Origin of the sequence: Streptococcus sp. UBA4344, assembly GCF_002393675.1 — a bacterium.
In the GTDB taxonomy this organism is placed as follows: domain Bacteria; phylum Bacillota; class Bacilli; order Lactobacillales; family Streptococcaceae; genus Streptococcus; species Streptococcus vicugnae.
On the sequence record NZ_DGTE01000031.1, the window covers coordinates 53,680 to 76,010 of the forward strand.

Annotated in this window: 20 protein-coding genes; 10 read left to right on the forward strand and 10 right to left on the reverse strand. The window is 35.9% G+C overall.

What is annotated here, in order from left to right; genetic code table 11:
- Positions 1-21: 21 nt before the first annotated feature.
- Positions 22-351 (reverse strand): hypothetical protein, encoded by a 330-nt coding sequence (locus tag B4D49_RS05705; RefSeq protein ID WP_286783495.1) that lies wholly within the window; start codon positions 349-351, stop codon positions 22-24.
- 111 nt (positions 352-462) lie between these two features.
- Between B4D49_RS05705 and B4D49_RS05710 the strand changes: the two genes are divergently transcribed.
- Positions 463-675, forward strand: coding sequence for a YdbC family protein (locus B4D49_RS05710; RefSeq protein ID WP_004232736.1), 213 nt, complete (start codon positions 463-465; stop codon positions 673-675).
- 595 nt (positions 676-1,270) lie between these two features.
- On the opposite strand, the gene B4D49_RS05715 is transcribed toward B4D49_RS05710, so the two are convergent.
- Together B4D49_RS05715 and B4D49_RS05720 are read right to left on the reverse strand one after the other, a co-directional pair.
- On the reverse strand, positions 1,271-1,810 hold the full coding sequence (locus tag B4D49_RS05715) for a biotin transporter BioY (RefSeq protein ID WP_286783496.1): 540 nt from the start codon (positions 1,808-1,810) through the stop codon (positions 1,271-1,273).
- Positions 1,811-1,914: 104 nt separating this feature from the next.
- Positions 1,915-2,058, reverse strand: coding sequence for a hypothetical protein (locus B4D49_RS05720; protein ID WP_009854618.1), 144 nt, complete (start codon positions 2,056-2,058; stop codon positions 1,915-1,917).
- A gap of 143 nt (positions 2,059-2,201) precedes the next feature.
- Between B4D49_RS05720 and B4D49_RS05725 the strand changes: the two genes are divergently transcribed.
- From B4D49_RS05725 to B4D49_RS05735, 3 genes are all read left to right on the forward strand, one after another.
- On the forward strand, positions 2,202-2,957 hold the full coding sequence (locus tag B4D49_RS05725; RefSeq protein WP_286783497.1) for an HAD family hydrolase: 756 nt from the start codon (positions 2,202-2,204) through the stop codon (positions 2,955-2,957).
- A 201-nt stretch (positions 2,958-3,158) separates the two neighbouring features.
- On the forward strand, positions 3,159-5,009 hold the full coding sequence (locus B4D49_RS05730; protein ID WP_286783498.1) for a DNA methyltransferase: 1,851 nt from the start codon (positions 3,159-3,161) through the stop codon (positions 5,007-5,009).
- On the forward strand, positions 5,009-7,546 hold the full coding sequence (locus B4D49_RS05735) for a DEAD/DEAH box helicase (protein ID WP_286783499.1): 2,538 nt from the start codon (positions 5,009-5,011) through the stop codon (positions 7,544-7,546). Before B4D49_RS05730 ends, B4D49_RS05735 begins: the two co-directional genes overlap by 1 nt.
- Before the next feature lie 124 nt (positions 7,547-7,670).
- Here B4D49_RS05735 and lysS read toward each other — a convergent pair whose 3' ends face one another.
- On the reverse strand, positions 7,671-9,161 hold the full coding sequence (lysS, locus tag B4D49_RS05740; protein WP_268733313.1) for a lysine--tRNA ligase: 1,491 nt from the start codon (positions 9,159-9,161) through the stop codon (positions 7,671-7,673).
- A 191-nt stretch (positions 9,162-9,352) separates the two neighbouring features.
- Here lysS and B4D49_RS05745 point away from each other — a divergent pair, with 191 nt between their 5' ends.
- Entirely contained in the window at positions 9,353-10,264 is a 912-nt protein-coding gene (locus B4D49_RS05745; RefSeq protein ID WP_074481457.1) for an HAD family hydrolase, read from the forward strand.
- Between the two features lie 39 nt (positions 10,265-10,303).
- Here B4D49_RS05745 and B4D49_RS05750 read toward each other — a convergent pair whose 3' ends face one another.
- The 6 genes from B4D49_RS05750 to pepF all read right to left on the reverse strand — a co-directional run bounded on the left by B4D49_RS05750 (position 10,304) and on the right by pepF (position 15,847).
- Positions 10,304-10,927, reverse strand: a complete 624-nt coding sequence (locus B4D49_RS05750; RefSeq protein WP_286783500.1) for a histidine phosphatase family protein — start codon at positions 10,925-10,927, stop codon at positions 10,304-10,306.
- Positions 10,928-10,948: 21 nt separating this feature from the next.
- Positions 10,949-11,434 (reverse strand): aminoacyl-tRNA deacylase, encoded by a 486-nt coding sequence (locus tag B4D49_RS05755; protein WP_132869090.1) that lies wholly within the window; start codon positions 11,432-11,434, stop codon positions 10,949-10,951.
- A 78-nt stretch (positions 11,435-11,512) separates the two neighbouring features.
- Positions 11,513-12,502 (reverse strand): peptidoglycan recognition protein family protein, encoded by a 990-nt coding sequence (locus B4D49_RS05760; RefSeq protein ID WP_286783501.1) that lies wholly within the window; start codon positions 12,500-12,502, stop codon positions 11,513-11,515.
- 67 nt (positions 12,503-12,569) lie between these two features.
- On the reverse strand, positions 12,570-13,427 hold the full coding sequence (locus B4D49_RS05765; RefSeq protein ID WP_132869092.1) for a glycoside hydrolase family 25 protein: 858 nt from the start codon (positions 13,425-13,427) through the stop codon (positions 12,570-12,572).
- Positions 13,428-13,575: 148 nt separating this feature from the next.
- On the reverse strand, positions 13,576-14,055 hold the full coding sequence (locus tag B4D49_RS05770; protein WP_286783502.1) for a glutathione peroxidase: 480 nt from the start codon (positions 14,053-14,055) through the stop codon (positions 13,576-13,578).
- Positions 14,048-15,847: an oligoendopeptidase F gene (gene pepF, locus B4D49_RS05775; protein WP_132869094.1), complete on the reverse strand. Its 1,800-nt coding sequence runs from the start codon at positions 15,845-15,847 to the stop codon at positions 14,048-14,050. The genes B4D49_RS05770 and pepF overlap by 8 nt, the downstream gene beginning before the upstream one ends.
- A 313-nt stretch (positions 15,848-16,160) precedes the next feature.
- On the opposite strand from pepF, the gene ppc reads away from it, so the two are divergent.
- The 5 genes from ppc to B4D49_RS05800 form a co-directional block, all read left to right on the forward strand.
- Positions 16,161-18,983 carry a phosphoenolpyruvate carboxylase gene (gene ppc, locus B4D49_RS05780; RefSeq protein WP_286783503.1) on the forward strand — a complete coding sequence of 941 codons (2,823 nt, stop codon included), beginning with the start codon at positions 16,161-16,163 and terminating at the stop codon, positions 18,981-18,983.
- A gap of 114 nt (positions 18,984-19,097) precedes the next feature.
- Positions 19,098-20,381 (forward strand): cell division peptidoglycan polymerase FtsW, encoded by a 1,284-nt coding sequence (gene ftsW / locus B4D49_RS05785; protein ID WP_286783504.1) that lies wholly within the window; start codon positions 19,098-19,100, stop codon positions 20,379-20,381.
- Between the two features lie 143 nt (positions 20,382-20,524).
- Positions 20,525-21,034: an RNA polymerase sigma factor gene (locus B4D49_RS05790; protein ID WP_199542582.1), complete on the forward strand. Its 510-nt coding sequence runs from the start codon at positions 20,525-20,527 to the stop codon at positions 21,032-21,034.
- Positions 21,018-21,992: an anti sigma factor C-terminal domain-containing protein gene (locus B4D49_RS05795; protein ID WP_199542580.1), complete on the forward strand. Its 975-nt coding sequence runs from the start codon at positions 21,018-21,020 to the stop codon at positions 21,990-21,992. Before B4D49_RS05790 ends, B4D49_RS05795 begins: the two co-directional genes overlap by 17 nt.
- A gap of 128 nt (positions 21,993-22,120) precedes the next feature.
- Positions 22,121-22,331, forward strand: a 211-nt coding sequence (locus B4D49_RS05800; RefSeq protein WP_286783505.1) for a GTP-binding protein, incomplete at its 3' end; no start/stop codon positions are given.

The window sequence follows — 22,331 nt, forward strand, 5'->3', positions numbered from 1 at the left end:
AAACATTTTTGTTTCGGTCGTTCATTTTTTGTTAAGATTTTGAAGTTGAGATTTTCTAACTGTTGGTGGGACAAGACTCAAGCGTTTAATGTCATCGATAGGAATAATGGTTGAAATATTCTTTTGAAAGTTCTTCAGAATTAATTTGCTATTTTTGGCATCGTATTTAACCAAGTCGCCTGTAAAACTTTCGTCCTTATAGATAGCATGAAGGGCTAAGTGCTTTTCTTGAGCTTCCTTGATAATTGTAATGATTTTGTTAGATTTTAGATTAATCTCTGGTGTTTGTGGTGCACGAAAGTCAATATAGGCTTGTGCTTGCTTTTTAAATTGCTTGATAATATTTTTCATAGTCATTTATCCTAAAAATTGATAAAATGATTATACACCTTTTAAGAAAAAAAATAAATAATCAAAAGTTTAGAGATTTTTTACGAATATATTAAGTAGGAGGATATCATTATGTCAGAATTTAAATTTGAAATCGTTGAACACTTACTTACCCTATCAGAAAGTGATAAAGGTTGGACAAAAGAATTGAACCGTGTTAGCTTTAATGGTGCTGAACCAAAATTTGACATTCGTTCATGGAGCCCAGACCACAGTAAAATGGGTAAAGGCATTACGCTCACAAATGACGAATTCAAAATCATTTTGGATGCTTTCCGCGGCTAAGTTAGAGATAAAAGAGGCTGAGACAAAATTCTCAGCTTCTTTATTTATATAGTTATTATTTACAAGGCGCAGTAGTTTGGACTTCAACAATCTGGGGATAGATTGTTGAAGGTCGATGTCAAAAAATATTAAAACAGCGATTACCAACTTTAGTCAACTTAGAGTTTCCCATGCACAATTGATTAGGCACTTTTTGACGCTTGCTTTGCAAGCTAGATTTCCAACCTCAAACAATTCTCAATTGTTTGAGCAATCAATCACTGCTGAGTGGGTTCTAATGCGCTGATAAATCAGCTTTTACAATCCTTTTGACATCAAGCTGCGCTTGACTTCATTTCCAACCTCAAAAGGTTCCCCAAACCTTTTGAGCCATGCGGGGGTGGGTTATAAAGGTTCGGGGAACCTTTATAATCGGGAAATAAAACTTACGAAGTAAGTGTCAAAAACGGTCTGGGGATAGACCGTTTTAGGTCAGCAACAAGAAATTAAGACTTGCTGAGAAATCAAGTTTCTACGAAACTACTGATTCGCTTTTTAATTTTTAGGCTCATGAATAAAGTCTCCACTGGAGATTTTATTTGTCTCACTCCCTTTTTTATGCAAAATAGGCAGTATTTTTTAGAGAGATAAATAAAGGTTTACTGATAGCTGTAATAGCTAGAAGTTTTCCAATTTCAGGAATGATGAAAGGTACAACGCCAGCCAAGAAAGCAGCTTGCCAGCTCATATTTGCTAAAAAATGTAAGCCAATCACTCCGCAAATGAAAGCTAAACAATTACCGAGTAGATTGTTAACAAAAATCTTAACCAAAGAGCTTTCCGTATTGGTTAGGTAAGAAGTTAAGGCAGCGTAGAAAAGAAAGCCCCAGAGAAAACCAGATGTTGGACCTGATAATGCTGCAATACCTCCGCTACCACCTGCAAAAACAGGAAGCCCAATAGCACCAAGTAGTAGATAAAGCGCCACACTGAGTGTGGCTTCACGTGGACGGAAAATCGACGCGATAAGCCCAACAGCAAGTGTTTGAAGTGTAAACGGAACCGTTCCGATAGGAATTACAATCTGTGAAAGTATTGCAATCAAAGCAGCACCAAATGCTGGAAAGATGAGCGTTAAAAGCTTATTTCTAGACATAAAATCTCCTTAGCCATTTTAGTTAACCCACAAAATATTCAGGTTAACTAAATGCTATCTAAAACTAAGCAGAATGTCAAGAAAAAATCGCTTTTTCAGCGATTTCATTTTCCTTTATGGTTGAGATAGTCTGCTACCCCAATCACTCCAAAAACAATTCCCAGAATGATAAAGATTGCTTTATGCTCTAACAAGCCATAAGCTAAAAAGATGATAGCAGAAATGAAATAGACAATATTTTTAGACATAGCAATTCCTTTTGAATATAATACTTACTCATATTGTAGCATAAAGTAGCTTTCTTTGACATTCTAAGGCTAGTCAAATCACGTATTTTTCTTTATAATGAAATTTGGAAACGTAATCATAATCATTAAAAAGGCGAGGAAAAATGGCAGATTTACAATATAAGAATTACATTTTTGACTTTTATGGCACACTTGTAGATATTTGGACAGACGAGGATGACGAGAAGCTTTGGGAGCAAATGGCTGCGCTTTATGCCGCTTATGGCGCTGATTATTCTGCTGCGGAGCTTAAAGCAAATTATGATAACCTTATTAAACATCAAGAAAATCAGCTACGCAAACGTTCTCAGTTAGAACATGTTGAGGTTGATTTGGTGGTTGTTTTTATTGAATTGCTGTTAGAAGCACCGCACAAACACGCCACAGATAGCATTATTCTAGACCTTGAAACATGGGGAAATCTAATTGCTCAAACTTTTAGAATGTTGTCACGCAAGAAATTACAAGCTTACGAAAATACCTTAGCGACTTTGAAAACACTCAAAGAAGTAGGAGCAACAGTTATTTTATTGTCAAATGCCCAGCGAGCCTTCACCCAAGCAGAAATTGAAATGACAGGCTGCAGAGAATTTCTTGATAAGATTTACATCTCGTCTGATTACAAAATGAAAAAACCACAAGTTGAATTCATGAATCTGGTCTTGAACGACAATCAACTTAACCCAGAAGAAACCGTTATGGTTGGCAATGATTTTACGAGCGACATGGCAATCGCACAAGCAGCAGGCATCGACGGTATCCTGCTTAACACATTCCCATACAACCAATCAGAAATCGAAACCCTCAATACCATGAACGCCAAAGTAATTGAAGATATCAGTGAGTTGGTGGTGGAGTAAAAAATCATATCTAATTTTACGTTAGGGACATTTTAGGTATTTAGAGAAATTAAGTGTTAAATATGGTAAAATGGGTATATATAATTTCAATAAGAGCGAGGCTAGCCTCCTTTGTTATATTCATAACAAAGGAGGCTAGCCTCCTTTGTTATATTCATAACAAAGGAATCCTGACAGTCTCTCGTACATAGAGGAGAATTTATGGATAATGACAGACAAAAAGAACTTTTGGAACTTTTAGCTCAAGCACAAGAAGAAGTTATGGGTGGAAATGAAGTTTCAACAGAATTTGCACGAGTGCTCTTTCCACCAGCACGAAAAGAATATGAATTGACCTATTACGGCAAAGAAAGTGAACAGGCTATTATTAGTCAAACTTTTGCAGTTCCTTTGCAAGAAAATCGAAGATTTGGTGATGCTACTGAAAATGATTGGTTAAATAAAATTATTTTTGGTGATAACCTTCAAGTATTAAAAACTCTTGTAGAGATGAAGCATCGAGGCGAATTGAAGAATGCTGATGGGACAGATGGAATTCGATTAGTTTATATCGATCCACCATTTGCAACTAAGCAAGATTTTTCAAATAAAGATTCTAAAGCTTATTCTGACAAGTTGGCTGGTGGAGAATTTTTAGAATGGTTGAGAAAACGACTCATTTTGTTGCGAGAAGTTCTTTCTGCAGATGGCTCTATTTATGTTCATTTAGACTGGCATAAAGCTCACTATATCAAGGTGTTAATGGATGAAATATTTGGCGAGGGAAATTTTAGAAATGAAATCGTATGGCATTATAATAAATTTGCTGGTAAAACAACTGGATTTCCATTGAATCATGACACATTATATTTGTATACAAAAAATAAAAACCCAATATTTAATAAGATTAGGATCCCAGTAGAACAAAAGAGACAACAGACTGCTAGGGTGTGGGATTCTAAATTAAAGAAGGCTGTTCAACAACGTGATGATGACGGAAATTTAATATATTATGAGCAAACGGATAAAGCGGTGGACGACACTTGGCTGGATATCCCTTTGATAAATCCAATGGCTAAGGAAAGAAGAGAAGTAAATTACCCTACTCAAAAACCAGAAAAACTTTTAGAACGAGTAATTAAAGTTTCTTCTAATGAAGGGGATTTGGTATTGGATTGCTTCGGAGGTTCTGGAACGACTGCTGCAGTAGCAGAAAAGTTAGGTAGAAGATGGGTTACAGTTGATGCAGGGAAACTATCAATTTACACCATTCAAAAAAGAATTTTAGGAATTGAAAACAATAAACCGTTTGCAGTTTATGATGCAGGACTTTATGATAATAAAAAGTTAAATGCTTTTGATAGTACGCAATGGAAGCAGTTTGCCATGGCTTTATATAATGTCCAACCTTCCTATCAGTCAATTAAAGGATTATCTTTTGATGGAATGAGAGATGGTTCATTGGTTAAAATATACTCCCCTAATGAGTTGAATGAAATGGGAGCAAAAATATCAGAAGATACTTTGGAACAGATTTATTCTCGTTTAGGTTCTACTTCCCCTAGTGAGATATTCATTATTGCTCCACAAGGAAAATTTACTTTTGCGGTAGATGAATATGATAATGATGGAGAATGGAGTACGATTTTTAACATTTTACGTGTTCCATATTCAATGTATCAAAAGTTCACAGAAAATTTCAAAGGAACATTACAAGCTGATGATACCGATTCAGTTAATGCGGTTGTTGATGCATATGGATTTGATTTTATGCGAAAACCAAATGTTGATTTTGAGATTGATGGGGAAGAATTAAGAATCAATTCATTTGAGTCGTTCTCTAGATTAAAGGGAAAAGAAAACGTAAGTGGATTTGAAGCCTTTTCAATGCTTTTGGTTGACTTATCATATGATAGCCATGCTTTTAATGTAGATAAAGTTTACTACCACAAGGATTTCGATGAAAATCAATCTATAACATTTGATGAGAATTTAATTGATGGTCAGGCTATGTTTATCTTTGTGGATAAATTTGGAAATGAATTTGTAACAACGAGGGGAGAGATGGCGTGATGGAATATAAAGATAGTGATTTAGTCTTAGAAGTCAGTAAAAATGTTAATCCTAATGTTTGGGATGAAGGCTTTTTTCAAAATTTTTTCGAATTATTATTCGGAAAAAGAAGCTACCAGAAGGAAGCGGCAGAAGTCGCTTTACGCTTTCTCAATTCGGGTGAGTATCAGGATATATCAGAACTTGCAAAAGAAAATTTTGAAAGAAATGAGGTTATAAGAGCTAGATGGAATAATGATTTTTCTATCATGCAAAATGATTTAGACTTATCTGACAAGTTATCAGCCACTCTAGACTTAGCAACAGGAACTGGAAAATCGTATGTTATGTTTGCGATAGCTCTTGTTATGCTTGCTACAAAAAAAGTTTCTCGAGTTCTTGTATTAGTTCCCAGTGTAACTATCGAAAGTGAGCTGACTCAAAAATTTAAAGACCTTCTAGGGAATCAGCAGCTTCTCAAAACTCTCGGAGATGATTTTATACCACCTCAAATTTTAAATGGTGATAGTACACTTGTAGAAAATTCTATTGCAATTGAAAATCGGAATGCCATTTATAAAGCTCAAGCAACTAGAAATTCTATAGTTGATAGCTTAAAAGGCAATGGAGAAAAAACTCTTGTACTGAATGATGAAGTTCATCATGTTTATTATTCTGAATCAAATGAATGGAAAAATTTTATAGAAGACGAAAGTAGTAATAATATCAATTTTAAGTATGTTATTGGAGTGACTGGTACTGCCTATAAAGGGAAAAATAAAAGTGGGAATGATTATTTTTCAAATGTTATCTATCGTTTTTCTTTACGAGATGCCATAGAACAAGGTTTTGTTAAAGATATAGAATATATTTCAAAAGAGGACATTCCACGAGATAAGGACGAACGATGGCAAGTTATCCTAAATTCTCATGAAGATATCGCATCGCAGATACCTAAAGACTTAGGGATTAAGCCTATTACAATTATAGTAACATCAAAACAAAACCTTGCCGATAGTCAGTCTAGGGTATTTAAAAAATTTCTTAAAGCACAAAGAGATTTAACTGATTCAGAAGTTGATAACATAGTTCTTTCTGTACATAGCGGACAAAAAGCCGCCATAGATAGAATGAAACTGTCTAGAGTTAATGATAAAGGTAATCCGGTTGAATTCATTTTTAGTGTTTCAATGCTTACCGAGGGTTGGGATGTTAAGCGAGTATTCCAAATAGTTCCAGATGATGAAAGAGCGTTTAACTCAAAACTTTTAATTGCTCAGGTTCTTGGAAGGGGCTTGCGTGTTCCAGATGGTTGGAATACAACTAAGTGGGGAACCCCAACAGTAACAGTATTTAATCATGAAAAGTGGTCTTCTAATGTAGAGGCGCTCGTAAATGAGGTTTTAGAAATTAGACAACGAATAACTTTATCTGTTAATCAAGAATCACCTTATAATTTTAGTTTGACAAATGTAAAATATTCCTCAAAACCTAATACTAAAGATTATCCTAAAATGGGAACTTATAATCTGTGGGAAAATGGAGTTAATTTACCAACAGATGATAAATTTGGTAAGAGTACTATTACTCTTACAGATATTAAAACTAAATCAGATAGAAATTTTCAAACAACTTATGAGCATGAGCAGGTGACGATACAAGAAATGGCAAACATTTTATACAGTCGATTTGAAGATTTAGAAGATCGTGAGTATGTGAGTGAATATCAGAGTATATGGCCAATTTCAAAAATCCAAAGTATGATTGAAGAATCATTGAAAAAAAGTGGAAATACTCATATCACAAAAAGTCTCAAGAATAAGTTTTTATCATCTATGAATGTTATTTTTAGGGATGGTTCAAAAGTAGTTACTTATGACATTGAGCCAAAAGAATATTTTGATGTCTCAACTACTAACTTACCTAAAAGTTCTTTTGATATAAGTGGTTTTAAGATGAGTAAAGTCCTATTTTACAGCTCAGACCTTGAAGGAAGCTTTTCAGAAGATAGAGCAAGTTTAGGAACATTCAAAGAACTAACGGATTCTTCTAATGGTTTCAAATACAAGTATATTGATAACAAGTATAATTTTAAGACACCACAATTTGGAATTGTAACAACAGGAAATCCAGAAAAAGAATTTTTAAATATACTTACTACTGATATAGAAGTAATTAAAAATATCGATTCATTTATAAAATCTGATGATATGAACTTCTATAGTATTGACTATTCTTGGCAAAAAGGAACTCACCATAAGAATGGACAATTTAATCCAGATTGGTTTATTAAGCAAGGTGATAATATCATTGCAATAGAAATTAAGGATGATTCACAAATATCTGATCCTGATACAGAAAATATAGGTAAAAATAAAGCAGCCACTAAACATTTTGAATTACTTAATGAGTATTCTATTAGAAATGATAGTCCAACAAGATATAAATTTACTTTCTTAACACCAAAAGACTTCGATATTTTCTTCAAAAAATTAGTTGAAAAAGATATTATGAATTTTAAGAGTCAATTAGATGTTGAATTGAATGAAGTTAGTTGATTATTATTTTTGAGAAACTATAACTGACAGTAGAATTTCTGCTGTCAGTTTTCTTATCTTAAATTCAAAAAAGCTTCTCTTAGATTATTTAAGGGAAGCTTTTTAAAAGATTATATAATTTTTATTATTTCATCGTAGGGAACAACAATACATCACGGATTGTTGTTGTATCTGTAAGGAGCATGACAAGACGGTCGATACCGATACCAAGTCCACCTGTTGGTGGCATACCGTATTCAAGGGCTTCGACGTAGTCGTAGTCAACACCTGTTGCTTCGTCATCACCAAGTTCTTTGGCTTTAGCTTGTGCTTCGAAACGTGCCAATTGGTCGATTGGGTCGTTAAGCTCTGAATAAGCGTTACCGTATTCTTTAGTCATGATGAAGAGTTCGAAACGGTCAGTGAAGCGAGGATCTTCTGCATTTTTCTTAGCAAGTGGAGATACTTCAACTGGGTGTCCGTATACGAATGTTGGTTGAGTCAATGTTTCTTCAACGAATTCTTCGAAGAAGGCATTGATAATATGACCAACTGAAGTGAAGTGTTTTTCAACTGGAACATTTTTCTCTTTAGCAAGTTCTTGAGCTTCTTCAAGAGTCATTTCTTTCCAGAAGTCAACACCAGTAACTTCTTTGATAGCATCAACCATGTGGATACGTTTGAATGGTTTGTCGATAGCAATTTCAGTGCCTTGGTAAGTGATAGGTCCGTTACCGTTAACAGCAGCTGAAGCATTTTGGATGATACCTTCTGTGATATCCATGATATCTTTGAAGTCAGCGTATGCTTGGTAAAGCTCAATCATAGTGAACTCAGGGTTGTGAGTGGCATCCATACCTTCGTTACGGAAGATACGTCCGATTTCGTAAACTTTTTCCATACCACCAACGATAAGACGTTTCAAGTGAAGTTCCAAAGCGATACGAAGAACCATGTCCATATCTTGAGCATTGTGGTGAGTAATGAATGGACGAGCAGCAGCACCACCAGCTTCGTTGTGAAGAACTGGAGTTTCAACTTCTAAGAAGCCAAGTCCATCAAGGTAACGACGGATTTCTGAGATGATTTTTGAACGAGTGACAAAGCGTTCAAAGCTTTCGCGGTTTGAAATCAAGTCAAGGTAACGTTTACGGTATTTAGTTTCAACGTCAGTAAGTCCGTGGAATTTTTCTGGAAGTGGACGAAGTGCTTTAGACAAGTGAGTGATGTGAGTTGCTTTGATTGTCAATTCACCCATGTCTGTACGCATAACTTCACCTTCGATACCGAGGAAGTCACCGAGGTCAGCTTTTTTGAAAATTTGGTAGTTTTCGTCACCAACAGCATCTTTACGGACGTAGATTTGGATTTGACCGTCGCGGTCTTGGATGTGAGCAAAACCAACTTTACCTTTACCACGCTTAGTCATAAGACGACCAGCGATAGTAGCTGTTTCGTTAATTTCATGCAATTCTTCTTTGGTTTTGTCAGAGTATTTTTCTTTTAATTGACCAGAAGTAGCTGTGCGTTCAAAGCGAGTTCCGAAAGGATCGATGCCTTGTTCAGCCAAAGCGGCCATTTTTTCACGACGCACGATTTGTTGGTCGTTTAATTCTTCGATGTGTTCGTTTGACATGTTTTCCTCCAATATATATTCCTCTTCATTATAACATAAATGACGCTAGAATTCACTTTATTTTTGCTTGTGTTAGGGTGGCTTTTGGCAAGAAAGTGTTTTCTGGTCGCAGAATTGACTTTAATTGAAAAGAAGGGCAAAAAATAGTATAATATGTGACGGTAAAAATAACTTAGAGAGAAAAGAGATTCATGATTACTTCAATTGTTTTTGATGTTGACGATACGATTTATGACCAACAGGCGCCTTATCGCATTGCCGTTGAGAAATGTTTCCCTGATTTTGATATGAGTAAAATCAATCAAGCTTACATTCGTTTCCGTCATTATTCAGATGTTGGCTTCCCACGTGTTATGGCTGGTGAATGGACAACTGAATATTTCCGCTTCTGGCGTTGTAAAGAAACTTTGCTTGAATTTGGTTACCGCGAAATCGATGAAGCAACTGGCGTGCATTTCCAAGAAATCTACGAAGAAGAATTGGAAAACATTACAATGCTTGACGAAATGCGCATGACGCTTGATTTTCTTAAAGAAAAAGGCGTTCCAATGGGAATTATCACAAATGGTCCAACAGAACACCAATTGAAAAAAGTTAAAAAACTTGGTCTTTATGACTACGTTGATCCAAAACGTGTTCTTGTCAGCCAAGCAACTGGGTTCCAAAAACCTGAAAAAGAAATTTTCAACCTTGCTGCTGAGCAATTTGATATGAACCCTGCGACAACACTTTACGTTGGTGATTCTTACGACAACGACGTTGTTGGTGCCTTCAATGGTGGCTGGCATTCAATGTGGTTTAACCACCGTGGACGTAGCTTGAAACCTGGTATCAAACCGGTTTATGACGTTGCTATTGATAACTTTGAACAATTATTTGGTGCTGTTAAAGTTCTCTTTGACCTTCCAGATAACAAATTCATCTTTGACGTTAATGACAAGAAAAACCCAATTCTTGAAATGGGAATTAACAACGGTTTGATGATGGCAGCAGAACGTTTGCTAGAAAGTAACATGAGTATCGATAAAGTTGTTATCCTACTTCGTTTGGACAAACAACAAGAAAAAATTCTTCGTATGAAATACGCAAGACACAGTAAATAATAAAAAGCTCTCCATACGGAGAGCTTTTTGCTATTTAAATCATTTTTCCTTGTAATATGTATCGTTCCATTTAAGACAAGTGTATTGATTGAAATCAAAGGTTTCAAGGACAGTGACACTGCCGTTATCTAAACCACCATTAGAACGTAAAACAGCTGTTTCATAACCAAGTAAGCTACGAATAGAAGCAGTGAAGTTAGCGCCGTGTCCAACTAAAAGGACATGTTGAAATGGGCGACCTTTCATTGAACGAATAAAAGCTTCTACACGTTTTGTTGTCTGATAAAGAGATTCAGCATTGAAAATCTCGTTGTCAAATTTAGCAAGATTATGACGGAACGCATCCATTTGTTTAGGATAAATATCAGTCATAGTTGCGATTTTGCTACCTTCTAATTTTCCAAGATGCCATTCACGAAGTGCAGGTTGAAAACTAATGGCTTTTGGGTAGTTGTTGCGTGACATGATGATTTTGCAGGTGTCACTGGCACGTTTTAAGTCACTAGAGAAAACAGCATCAAATTTAATATCTTGAAGATAGTCTCCTAATTTTTCGAGGTCGCGAACAGATTCTTCTAAGAGTGGAGAGTCACCATTTGCACCTTGAAAACGTCCTTCAAGATTCCATTGTGTTTTACCATGTCTTACAAAATATAATTTCATTTTTCTGTCCAATCTAAGCTATCATTGGTGTGAATCATCAATTAAATCAGCAAAACTTGCATCGACAAAATCTGCCAATGTTTGGCTATCGATGCGGATTGAGCGCCCAACTTCACCAGCAGAGACAATCATAGTTCCCATTTCAAGAGCGCGATTATCAATGAAAATTGGGAAATTGTGTTTTTGGTGGATGCCGACAGGATTGTTAGCGCCGTGAATGTAGCCAGTTGTTTTTTGAAGATTCTTTTGTGGAATCATGCTGACTTTTTTATTTCCAGAAACTTTGGCCAATTTCTTTTCGGAAAGGTGTTCGGTGATTTGTACGATTCCGATTAGAGGACCAGTTTTATCACCACTAAGCGCTAAAGTTTTGAAAATATCTGATTTTTCAACGCCTTCAGGTAACTCATCTTTTAAGGCATTGATGGCTAAGCTGTCATGTTCAATTTTTGCTTTATCTAAAATTTGGTCGACTAAAGTCTTTTTTAATTTCGCTTTTTTTGCCATTTTTCCTCTCAATCATTCTATTTCAGTCTATTCACTCTCTATTTTACTAAAAAAATAAAAAGGTACAAGTTTGCACCTTTAAAGAGTATTATAATACGCTTGGACGAGCTCAACAAAGTCATTAACATCATAATCGCATCCGAAATAGGAATAGGCAGTTTCACTCCAATAATCAGTTGGGTCAACGTGGTCAGTTCCGCCAAGGTAGAGGCTAATCATTTCGTGTGTCCAAATAGTACCGTCACCATTTTCTTGACCAAGTGTTACGGGAAGGTCATATTTTTTTAGCATGTACGCCGTATAATAAGCAGCATTGGCTAATTGCTTTGCAAAGCCGTCTTGTGAAGTTTCATGTGTTAATTCAAATTGAATGTAGTAAGGATTGGCTTTGGCACCAGCGCCTTGAGCTTCGTAATTTTCATCAGCAATACGAAGAATGGTTGCATCGTCGATGAAAGAATGGACAAAAATGCCTTCTTCATCATAATTTTGAATCATATAGTTCACTTCACTTTGGATAGTTGAATTATCAACGCCAGTATCGTGAATAATGATTCCACGAGGTTTACCATCAGAGGTTTTATAAGCGCTTTGTTCAAAGCTCTTTTCAATACTATCTGTAATCTCGTTGTGTGAATAGGTAAGTGTCCCAGCAATATATTGGTTGATGGCGTTTGTTTGCTGTAGTGAAATATCTTTGGTGTCGATATAGTAAGTTTCACCGTTCATGTCAAATTCTGCAAGGGTAACTTCTTTTTCATTGATTTTAGCTTTGTAATAATAAGCATCGATAGATAACTCGGTATCTTTTGGAAGACTGGTGCTTGAACCATTTTTTGTGTAAATATTAGCTTTAGTGTTTGAGACAGTGGCTGTTTGAGACGTAGTGTAGTTGCTAGCTGATGACAAATCCAAGCCTTGATCAAGCGCGTGTGTAATAATTCCCGAAAAGAATAGTTTAGAAAAAATGATTATAAGTGCAGCAGAGGAAATGACTAAGACAGAAATGTTTAGGTAAACTGATTTTTGATGTCGTTTCCTCCGAGAGAGATGTTTCTTTATTGTCATGTCTAAATTATAGTTTGATTGGCTTAAAGAAAAATAAAAAGACTAGCAAAATCAAAATGCTAGTCCTTTATTTGTTATCAGCTTTTCCGAAAAGTTTTTCGTACGTTTCTTTTCGATCTTTGGTAACGGCGATTTGGTTCAAATCAAGAGCAGAATCAAACCCGCCAAGGTAACCTTGTGATGTATATTGATGAAGATCGTAATCCAAGTCTGTCTGTGGAGCAGCATCGTAGTAACCTGAGTCTGAACCATAAGCAGGAATCCATACGGCATCAAAACCGTCGACAGAAATTTCTTGCTCGGTCATGAAATAAGTACCGATATAGATACCTACTTTCTCAGCTCCAAGTCGTTTTAATTCACTTAAGAATGCCTGTACACCTTTGTTCATGTCTGACATAGTTGCTTCCTCAACGTCAATCCAGTAGAAAGTAGGTTTGTATGGCGAAGCATTTTCATAGAAAGTTCTTGCTTCGTTTTTCATTTCTTTGACGCTTTTGCCGAGGGCGTAACTGTAGACGGCTACAGGCACATCTCGTTTTTGAAATTCTTTGATATGTGTCTTAAACGATTTATCGATACCAGTTGTATAGGCAGCGTTGCTATCTTTACTGATTTGTGACCCTCCATAGACACGTACGATAGCACCAGAAATATTTTGAGATAAAGTATCGTAGTCAATTTCATTTGGTAGTTGCCAACCTGAAACGTCGATAATTGGATTAAGAACAAATTCTTCATCAGTTTCTGAAGTTGATGTAGTGGTAGGTGTCGTGCTTGAGCTACTCATAGTTGGAATAGAAGCTTTAGCCGAAGCCAGTTGTTGCTTTCGTAAGCTATCAGAGTGAACTTTACCAATCACGAGAAATAGCCCACACAGGGCGAAGAAAACTACAACAACAATTGGTTTTAATCGTCTTCTCATTAGTCATATTTTAGCGTAAAAAGAATCAAAAATCAAAACAATGATCATTTTGTAACCAAATTGTCATATTTTTTAACAAACTATCTATGGACATCACAAAAGTCAGTAACGCCAGTAAAGCCGTTGCAATAAGCTTTTCTGGGGTATGTTATTTGAAAAGGCTTTCTAGTTCTGTAACAATTGTTTCAGGTTCTGTTTTTGCAGAAAAGCGTTTGACGACATTTCCATTTTGGTCAATAAGGAATTTCGCAAAGTTCCATTCGATACGTTTGCCAAGTGGACCTTTCTTTTGGTCTTTCAGCCATTTGTATAGGAGATTAGTTTCTTTTCCGTTAACTTTGATTTTCGCAAAACGTGGAAATGTTGTGTGATAATTTAAAGTACAAAAAGTGTTGATTTCATCAGCAGTTCCCGGCGCCTGGTTCATAAATTGGTTACAAGGAAAATCTAAAATTTCAAATCCTTTATCATGATAATTATCGTAAATCTTTTGCAGGCCCTCGTATTGTGGCGTTAGACCACAACCAGTTGCGGTATTAACCACCAAAAGGACTTTACCTTGGTATTTTGAAAGAGAAATGTCTGATCCATCTTGGGCTTTGACAGTGAAGTTGTATAGATTAGTCATGATTAAGCTCCTCTGTGTATGTAATGATTTGGTCGACGGTATCACTCAAGAATTGGATGGTATCACGAAGTGGTTGAGCGGTTGAGATATCAGCACCGATTAATTTTGCAGTGTCAAGTGGCGTACGTGAACCACCAGATTTCAAGAAATTTAGCCAATCTTTGTCACCGTCTCGATTACGTTTTAGGTTAAGGTAACCTGTAGTTGAAATAACCATACCAGCAGAGTAAGTATAGCTATAAAGTCCCATGTAGTAGTGACTTTGGCGCATCCAAGTAAGTGCAGCGTCATCATCAATATCGATGGCATCACCCCAGAATTGACTTAGGACGTCTTTCATAATGCTGTTAAGTTGTTCGGCACCAAAAGTCTTACCTTCTTCAATTAAGTTGTAAACACGACGTTGGAAGGCTGCTTCTAATAAGTGTGTGATGAAATTGTGGAAGTAAGTGTCTGTTAAGCGGTGAGCAAGTGCAAAACGTTTTTGACGTGGGTTATCAAATTGTTTTTCCAGATAATCACTTAAAAGTAGTTCGTTGAAGGTTGATGGAGCTTCAACGTAGTAAGTTGACATGTGAGTATTGAAGTAACTTTGGTTATTGTCAGAGAAGATAAATTGACCAGAGTGCCCGATTTCGTGAATGAGTGTGTAAACATCAGACATACGACCAGTCCAACTCATTAAGATGTAAGGATGAACTTTGTATGGGTCGGCAGCGTAACCGCCAGAATCTTTGTTGGCATTTGCGGCAAAGTCAACCCAGCGTTCTTTTCTGAAACGTGAGACTTCATTTGCGTATTCTTGACCAAGAGGTGCCACAGATTTCATGACTATATCATAAGCATCATCGATAGTAATTTGTGGATTTAACTCGCCGTCCAAATCAAGTTTCCAATCCGCAAATGTCATTTTCTCAATGCCGTTGACTTTAGCAACATGTTTCAAATATTTTTGGGCTACTGGAGCAAACTCAGTCATGATAAGGTCTATTTGGCGATTGAACATGTCACGGTCAACTTCTTGTTCAGCTAGGAGATAATCAAAGACTGAATCATAGCCTCGCATGTCAGAAATCAGTTTTTCAGATTTAACTTGTGCGAGATAAGCGCTAGCTGCTGCATTTTGGTGTTTTCGAAGGCCGGCAGAGAAAGAACGAAAGGCTTTTTCACGTACTTCAGCATTTTCATGATTTTGATAGAAGTTTTCATAAGTAACAAAAGAGTTTTTGTAAACTTTACCTTCTACTTCAAAATCATCCATGGCGAAGTCACCAGCTCGCATTTTTGTGTAAATATCTTGCGGAGCGCTAAAAACTTCACCAAGGTTGGTCAGTGTTTTTTCAACTTCTGGAGAGATGAAGTGACTTTTCTTAATTTTTGCTTGGCGGATGGCTGCGCTAAAATGCGGATTAGCTTCCAAAGTATCTAGAATTTCAGAATCTGCAGTAGCAAGAGCAGTGTCAAAGAAACTGAGTTCTACGTTAGCTTTGGTAAAGAAATCTGCACCAGCTTGAGCAATCTGAGCAAATTCTTCGTTGCTAAAATCAGTTGTTTGTGGCATAAAGGCATAGTTGTCGATGTGGCTCATTTCGATGTAGATTTGTTCAACTTCGTAAAGAGCACGAGTGAAATCATCAACGGTTTTCAAATTATCTAGATAATTCTTTTTAAAAAGTGTGATATCCTCAAGTGTTTTTTCAATACTTCGTAAAAAATCTTCGCGGTCTTGGTAAAGGGCACTTAGATCCCAAAGTTCATTTTCAGGAAATTCTGAACGTTGTTTTAATTCCATGTTCTACCTCTTCTTATAACTTTATTATGACTCAGTATATCAGAAAAAAGTAGTGAAATAAAAAGAGAACTGTTAAAATTTTTTCAAAAAAATTTTTGTGGAATATCAATTTTTTAGTAAAGCGGTGACATTGCCCATCTAACAAGCTTTGTCAGGAAATAATGTGAAGAAGGTTGTTTAAAAAAGTCAGAAAATTATATAAAATAATGTGCAATTTATAGAAATTGGGTTACATTTTCCGTAAAAAGTGGTATGATTAAGTAGTACGCTTGTAATAAAGGATTAAAATCCGAACAAAAAAGGAGTGAAGAGTGTGACAATCCAAAAACTGGAGAACAATGATACCCAGTCGATCATTACCGAGGAAGTCAAAGTTTTAAAAAGCTTGCTCGATGAAACAACCCATCAGATGGTTGGTGATGAGGTATTCGCTAAAATTCAAAACATTGTTGAATTGTCAGCAAGTGATGAATACGTCAAACTTGAAGAATTAGTAGCTCAGTTAACCAACGAAGAGATGGTTGTTGTGTCTCGTTATTTTTCAATTTTGCCACTTTTAATCAACATTTCTGAAGACGTTGACTTTGCTTATGAAATCAACTACCAAAATAATACAAATCAAGATTATCTTGGCAAGCTCTCTATGACAGTTGACATGGTTTCAGAAAGCGAAAACTCTAAAGAAATCCTTGAAAATGTAAATGTTGTACCTGTATTGACTGCCCACCCAACACAAGTTCAACGTAAAACGGTTCTTGAATTAACAAATCATATTCACGACCTTTTGCGTAAATACCGTGATGTGAAAGCAGGAGTTGTTAACCGCGACAAATGGTACACTGACTTACGCCGTTACATTGAAATCATCATGCAAACGGACATCATTCGTGAGAAAAAACTTAAGGTAAAAAATGAAATTACCAATGTAATGGAATATTACAATGGATCCTTAATTCAAGCGATTACTAAATTGACGTCAGAGTACAAACGTTTGGCCGCTGAAAAAGGTATTGACCTTGAAAATCCAAAACCTATCACAATGGGCATGTGGATCGGTGGTGACCGTGATGGTAACCCATACGTAACTGCTGAAACACTTCGTTTGTCAGCTACTGTTCAAAGTGAAGTCATTATCAATTACTACATTGAAAAATTGACAGGCCTTTACCGCACATTCTCACTTTCAACAACGTTGACAAAAATCAGCCCTGAAGTTGAACGTTTGGCTGAGCTATCTAGCGATAAGTCAATTTACCGCGAAAATGAACCATACCGTAAAGCCTTCAATTACATCCAATCAAAATTGATTCAAACATTGATTGAATTGAAAGCTGGTCCAACTATTTCACGTCGTGCACTTGAAAATAGTAAACTTGGTTCAGATGTTTACGCAAGCACTAACAACGCAAGTGTTATTGCTAAATATTTACAAAACAAAGTTAATAAAGTTTCATCAGAACTTCAAGATGAAATTCCAAGTTATAAAACTGCTCAAGAATTTAAAGACGACTTGCTCATCATCAAACAATCATTGCTTGATAACGATGATGATGCCCTCTTGACAGGTGACTTTAGTGAGTTGCTTCAAGCTGTCGATGTCTTTGGATTCTACCTTGCAACAATTGATATGCGTCAAGATTCAAGTGTTAACGAAGCTTGTGTCGCAGAATTGTTGAAATCAGCAAATATTGTTGAAGATTACAGCGCTCTTTCTGAAGAAGAAAAAGTTAAAGTGCTTCTTAAAGTGTTGCAAGAAGATCCACGTACTTTGTCATCAACAAATGCTGAAAAATCTGAACAACTTCAAAAAGAATTGGCTATTTTCCAAACAGCTCGTTACCTTAAAGATAAATTAGGTGATGAAGTCATCAAACAACACATCATTTCACATACTGAAAGTGTTTCTGATATGTTTGAATTGGCTATCATGCTTAAAGAAGTTGGTTTGCTTGATAATCAAAAAGCACGTGTTCAAATCGTACCACTTTTTGAAACAATCGAAGACCTTGAAAACTCACGTGGTATCATGGAAGAATATCTTGACTATGATATTGTTCGTCGTTGGGTTTCAGCTAACAAAGGTTACCAAGAAATCATGCTTGGTTACTCAGATAGTAACAAAGATGGTGGTTACCTATCATCAGTATGGACACTTTACAAAGCTCAAAATGAATTGACTCGTATCGGTTCAGAACGCGATATTAAAGTAACCTTCATTCATGGTCGTGGTGGTACTGTTGGCCGTGGTGGTGGTCCTTCATATGAAGCAATCACATCACAACCGTTTGGTTCTATCAAAGACCGTATCCGTCTTACAGAACAAGGTGAAATCATCGAAAACAAATATGGTAATAAAGACGTTGCTTACTACAATCTTGAAATGTTGCTCTCAGCAACTGTTGACCGTATCGTAACTCGTATGATCACTAATCCAGATGAGATTGATACATTCCGTGAAACATTGGATGGTATTGTCACATATTCAAATGGCGTTTACCGTGATTTGGTATTTGGAAATCCACATTTCTACGATTACTTCTTCGAAGCTACTCCAATTAAAGAAGTATCAAGCTTGAACATTGGTTCACGTCCGGCTGCTCGTAAGACAATCACAGAAATTTCTGGTCTTCGTGCGATTCCTTGGGTATTCTCATGGTCACAAAGTCGTATTATGTTCCCGGGTTGGTATGGTGTTGGTTCAGCCTTCAAACATTTCATCGATGCTGAAGAAGGAAATCTTGAAAAACTTCAACACATGTATGAAAAATGGCCATTCTTCCATTCACTTCTTTCAAACGTAGACATGGTATTGTCTAAATCAAACATGAATATTGCTTTCCAATATTCAAAATTGGCTGAAAGTGAAGAAGTTCGTAATGTTTTCAATATTATTCTTGATGAATGGCAATTGACAAAAGATGTCATCTTGGCAATTGAAAAACATGATAACTTGTTGGAAGAAAATCCATCACTTCGCGCAAGCTTGGATTATCGCATTCCATACTTTAACGTTTTGAATTACATTCAAATTGAGTTAATTAAACGCTTGCGTCATGATGAGTTAGACGAAGATTACGAAAAACTCATTCACACTACAATTAACGGTATTGCCACAGGATTACGTAATTCTGGCTGATATGTTTAACCAAAGTCGAGGTCTGGGATTAAGTTCTCAGACTTTGACTTTTTTTTAGTCCAGAAAGATGATATAATGTCATATGATAAAATCGAAGATATTATAGGTGACTCTATGAAAATTGATAAAAGGCATCTCCTAAATTATTCTATCCTTGTGCCTTATTTAATCCTTTCAGTGATTGGATTAATTGTTGTCTATTCAACAACCAGTGCGACACTGATTCAATACGGTATAAATCCTTTTATGTCAGTACTGAACCAAGGAATCTTTTGGATAATTAGTCTAGTTGCTATTCTTTTTATATATAAATTAAAATTAAACTTTTTAAAAAACTCTCGTACTTTGACAATGACGATGATGGTAGAAGTAGTGCTCTTGTTGATTGCGCGTTTCTTCACCAAGACTGTCAACGGTGCTCACGGTTGGATTGTTATTGGTCCGATTAGTTTCCAACCAGCTGAATATTTGAAAATCATCATTGTTTGGTTTTTAGCATTTACTTTTGCTAGACGTCAGGAATTAATTTCAACGTATGATTATCAAGCCTTGACAAAACGTAAATGGTGGCCGACTAAGATGAGTGATTTGAAAGACTGGCGTGTGTATTCATTAGTCATGATTCTTTTGGTTGCTGCTCAGCCTGACCTTGGAAATGCAGCTATCATTGTTTTGACTGGATTGATTATGTATTCTATTAGTGGTATTGGTTACCGCTGGTTCTCAGCCATCTTGGCAACAGTAACAGCTCTTTCAACAGTCTTCCTCGGTATGATTGCGATTGTAGGGGTTGATAAGATGGGGAAAGTTCCAGTCTTTGGTTACGTTGCTAAACGTTTCAGTGCTTTCTTTAACCCATTTAATGATTTGTCCGATTCGGGACACCAGTTAGCACATTCTTATTATGCGATGAGTAATGGCGGCTGGTTTGGCCGTGGGCTTGGAAATTCTATTGAAAAGGGCGGCTACCTTCCAGAAGCAACGACAGACTTTGTTTTCCCAGTTGTTATGGAAGAGCTTGGTATGATTGGGGCAAGCCTCATCCTAGCTCTGCTATTTTTCCTAATCTTGCGCATCATGCATGTTGGGATTAAGGCTAAGAATCCATTTAACTCTATGATTGCTCTTGGAATCGGTGGGATGATTTTGATGCAAACTTTTGTTAATATCGGAGGAATTTCAGGATTGATTCCGTCAACTGGTGTTACTTTCCCATTTTTGTCACAGGGAGGAAACAGTGTTCTGGTTCTTTCAGTAGCGGTAGGATTTGTTCTAAATATTGATGCCAATGAAAAACGCGAAGAGATTTATCGCGAAGCAGAAGCAGAATTACAAGCCAAGCAACGAGTTACCCAAATTCAAGAAGATAACGTTATTGATTTAGATAGCTTTTATTAATAAATAGAAATCTCCTAAGAAATTAGGAGTTTTTTTGTAACCAATCCATTTTTTTAACGTTATAATAGTGAAAAGAAAAAATTTAGCTAGGTATTTTGATTTTCAAGCGTTATATCAAAAATGAGATTCGAAGGGAAAGGAAGGTGAATAGGATTAAACTGGATGGTTATGAAGTTGAATTATTAAAATTTGCACAAGAAATTGCGTATTATTTACAAAAATCTGGTGCCAGTGCTGAAAGTGCACACGATATTACTCAAGATGTTCTTGTAAAGATGCTAGAAAGTGAGATTATACTTCCTTTCGAGAAAATGAGGGCATGGATGTACCGTGTTGCAGTTAGACTTTATATTGATCGCTATCGACGTGATAAAAAGTATTGGGAAATCCTACAGAAAGAATTTTTTAGAGAAGAGAATCTTATTGTATTCGATTCACCGGATTATGAGCCACTCTATCAAGCTATTTTATTACTAGAAGAAAAGTATCGCATAACAATTGATTTATTTTATTTTCAGAACTTTTCTGTAAAAGAAATTAGTCAGGTGGTAGGAGTTTCTATTAGTAAAGTGAAAATTGATTTGATGAGAGGTCGTCGAAAATTGAAGAAAATATTGGAAAAAGAGGGATACACTTATGAAGAATTTAAGTGATTTTGAAAAAATTGCTCGAAAAAGTAAACGTCGAAATAGAATAAAAACAATTTTTATTAGTTCTATAGTAGCCTTATTAAGTTTAGGACTAATTATGAAAATTATGACAGAGGTGACTAGCCATAATGGTAATAAGGTAAAAGAGCATTATTTATTGATGTCAGAAATTGCTTATCCAAATATTTATTATACTAATTGGTATTTTACACCGACATCAAATTACTCTGGACAGTTTCATTCAGATCGTTTTAAAACTATTGATGGCATTGAGGTGCCATATGAAAGTATGAATGCAAATTACTCATTGCGCATCGCTGATTTAGAGGATAGTGCTGTTTGGCAGACTGGTAATAAAACTACTTCTTATACCCATATTAATCGTTACAAAAATCCAATGTTTTTCAATGTTAATCATGATTATAGTAGTGAAGATACATTTCAAGTAACTAAAGATATTAGTATAATTAAAGAAATGAACAAGCAAGCTGTTGAGGTAGCAGTTACTTTTGATAGAGGTTATACTTATCAAGAAATTCAAAATAAGATTCCAGATAATCTATTGATTAATTGGTATTGGATTGGAAGTAGTGGTAAAGGGGATACTGCTACTCTAACACCTGATACACAATATGGTTTAAAAAGTTATGAAGATGGGAAGTTAACAGAAAAAGATTTTTTACAATTCAGTTCAAATTTAAAAACTGCTCTTAATAAAGGTTATATAAGCGATAAGGTAGAAACAACATATCAAAATGGTAAGACAGTAAAAATAGATTCAAAAGAAGAGGTCGAAGATTATTTAAGTAACAGTAAAGATTTTAGAAGTGCCAAATTTTCTGGTGTTATTCTCACAGGGCGTGCTGAAAGCTTTGCACAACTTGAAAATAAAGATTGGATTTACGCTTCGAATATTGGTCAAAGTGTCATAATTCAGCCATATCACACCCTTACGAAATGAAGAAATCTTAAATTAAGTAGTAAAATACTTGCAATTCTTGCATAATTTGTTAAAATAGTAAGGTAAAGTTAGACTGTATTGCCTACTGTCTATCTATAAAATATATTTTATTGGAGGCTTTTACCCAAATGGCAAAAGAAAAATACGATCGTAGTAAACCACACGTTAACATTGGTACAATTGGACACGTTGACCACGGTAAAACTACTTTGACAGCTGCAATTACAACAGTTCTTGCTCGTCGTCTTCCAAGCGCAGTTAACACACCAAAAGACTACGCTTCCATCGATGCTGCTCCTGAAGAACGCGAACGCGGTATCACAATCAACACTGCACACG

Excerpts from the sequence above, each read along its gene's own strand:
- B4D49_RS05745 (WP_074481457.1), top strand. The coding sequence starts at position 9,353 with ATGATTACTTCAATTGTTTTTGATGTTGACGATACGATTTATGACCAA.
- B4D49_RS05705 (WP_286783495.1), bottom strand. The coding sequence starts at position 351 with ATGAAAAATATTATCAAGCAATTTAAAAAGCAAGCACAAGCCTATATT.
- B4D49_RS05755 (WP_132869090.1), bottom strand. The coding sequence starts at position 11,434 with ATGGCAAAAAAAGCGAAATTAAAAAAGACTTTAGTCGACCAAATTTTA.
- B4D49_RS05770 (WP_286783502.1), bottom strand. The coding sequence starts at position 14,055 with ATGACTAATCTATACAACTTCACTGTCAAAGCCCAAGATGGATCAGAC.
- B4D49_RS05725 (WP_286783497.1), top strand. The coding sequence starts at position 2,202 with ATGGCAGATTTACAATATAAGAATTACATTTTTGACTTTTATGGCACA.
- B4D49_RS05715 (WP_286783496.1), bottom strand. The coding sequence starts at position 1,810 with ATGTCTAGAAATAAGCTTTTAACGCTCATCTTTCCAGCATTTGGTGCT.
- lysS (WP_268733313.1), bottom strand. The coding sequence starts at position 9,161 with ATGTCAAACGAACACATCGAAGAATTAAACGACCAACAAATCGTGCGT.
- B4D49_RS05760 (WP_286783501.1), bottom strand. The coding sequence starts at position 12,502 with ATGACAATAAAGAAACATCTCTCTCGGAGGAAACGACATCAAAAATCA.
- ftsW (WP_286783504.1), top strand. The coding sequence starts at position 19,098 with ATGAAAATTGATAAAAGGCATCTCCTAAATTATTCTATCCTTGTGCCT.
- B4D49_RS05720 (WP_009854618.1), bottom strand. The coding sequence starts at position 2,058 with ATGTCTAAAAATATTGTCTATTTCATTTCTGCTATCATCTTTTTAGCT.
- B4D49_RS05765 (WP_132869092.1), bottom strand. The coding sequence starts at position 13,427 with ATGAGAAGACGATTAAAACCAATTGTTGTTGTAGTTTTCTTCGCCCTG.
- B4D49_RS05750 (WP_286783500.1), bottom strand. The coding sequence starts at position 10,927 with ATGAAATTATATTTTGTAAGACATGGTAAAACACAATGGAATCTTGAA.
- B4D49_RS05730 (WP_286783498.1), top strand. The coding sequence starts at position 3,159 with ATGGATAATGACAGACAAAAAGAACTTTTGGAACTTTTAGCTCAAGCA.
- B4D49_RS05735 (WP_286783499.1), top strand. The coding sequence starts at position 5,009 with ATGGAATATAAAGATAGTGATTTAGTCTTAGAAGTCAGTAAAAATGTT.
- B4D49_RS05710 (WP_004232736.1), top strand. The coding sequence starts at position 463 with ATGTCAGAATTTAAATTTGAAATCGTTGAACACTTACTTACCCTATCA.
- pepF (WP_132869094.1), bottom strand. The coding sequence starts at position 15,847 with ATGGAATTAAAACAACGTTCAGAATTTCCTGAAAATGAACTTTGGGAT.
- B4D49_RS05795 (WP_199542580.1), top strand. The coding sequence starts at position 21,018 with ATGAAGAATTTAAGTGATTTTGAAAAAATTGCTCGAAAAAGTAAACGT.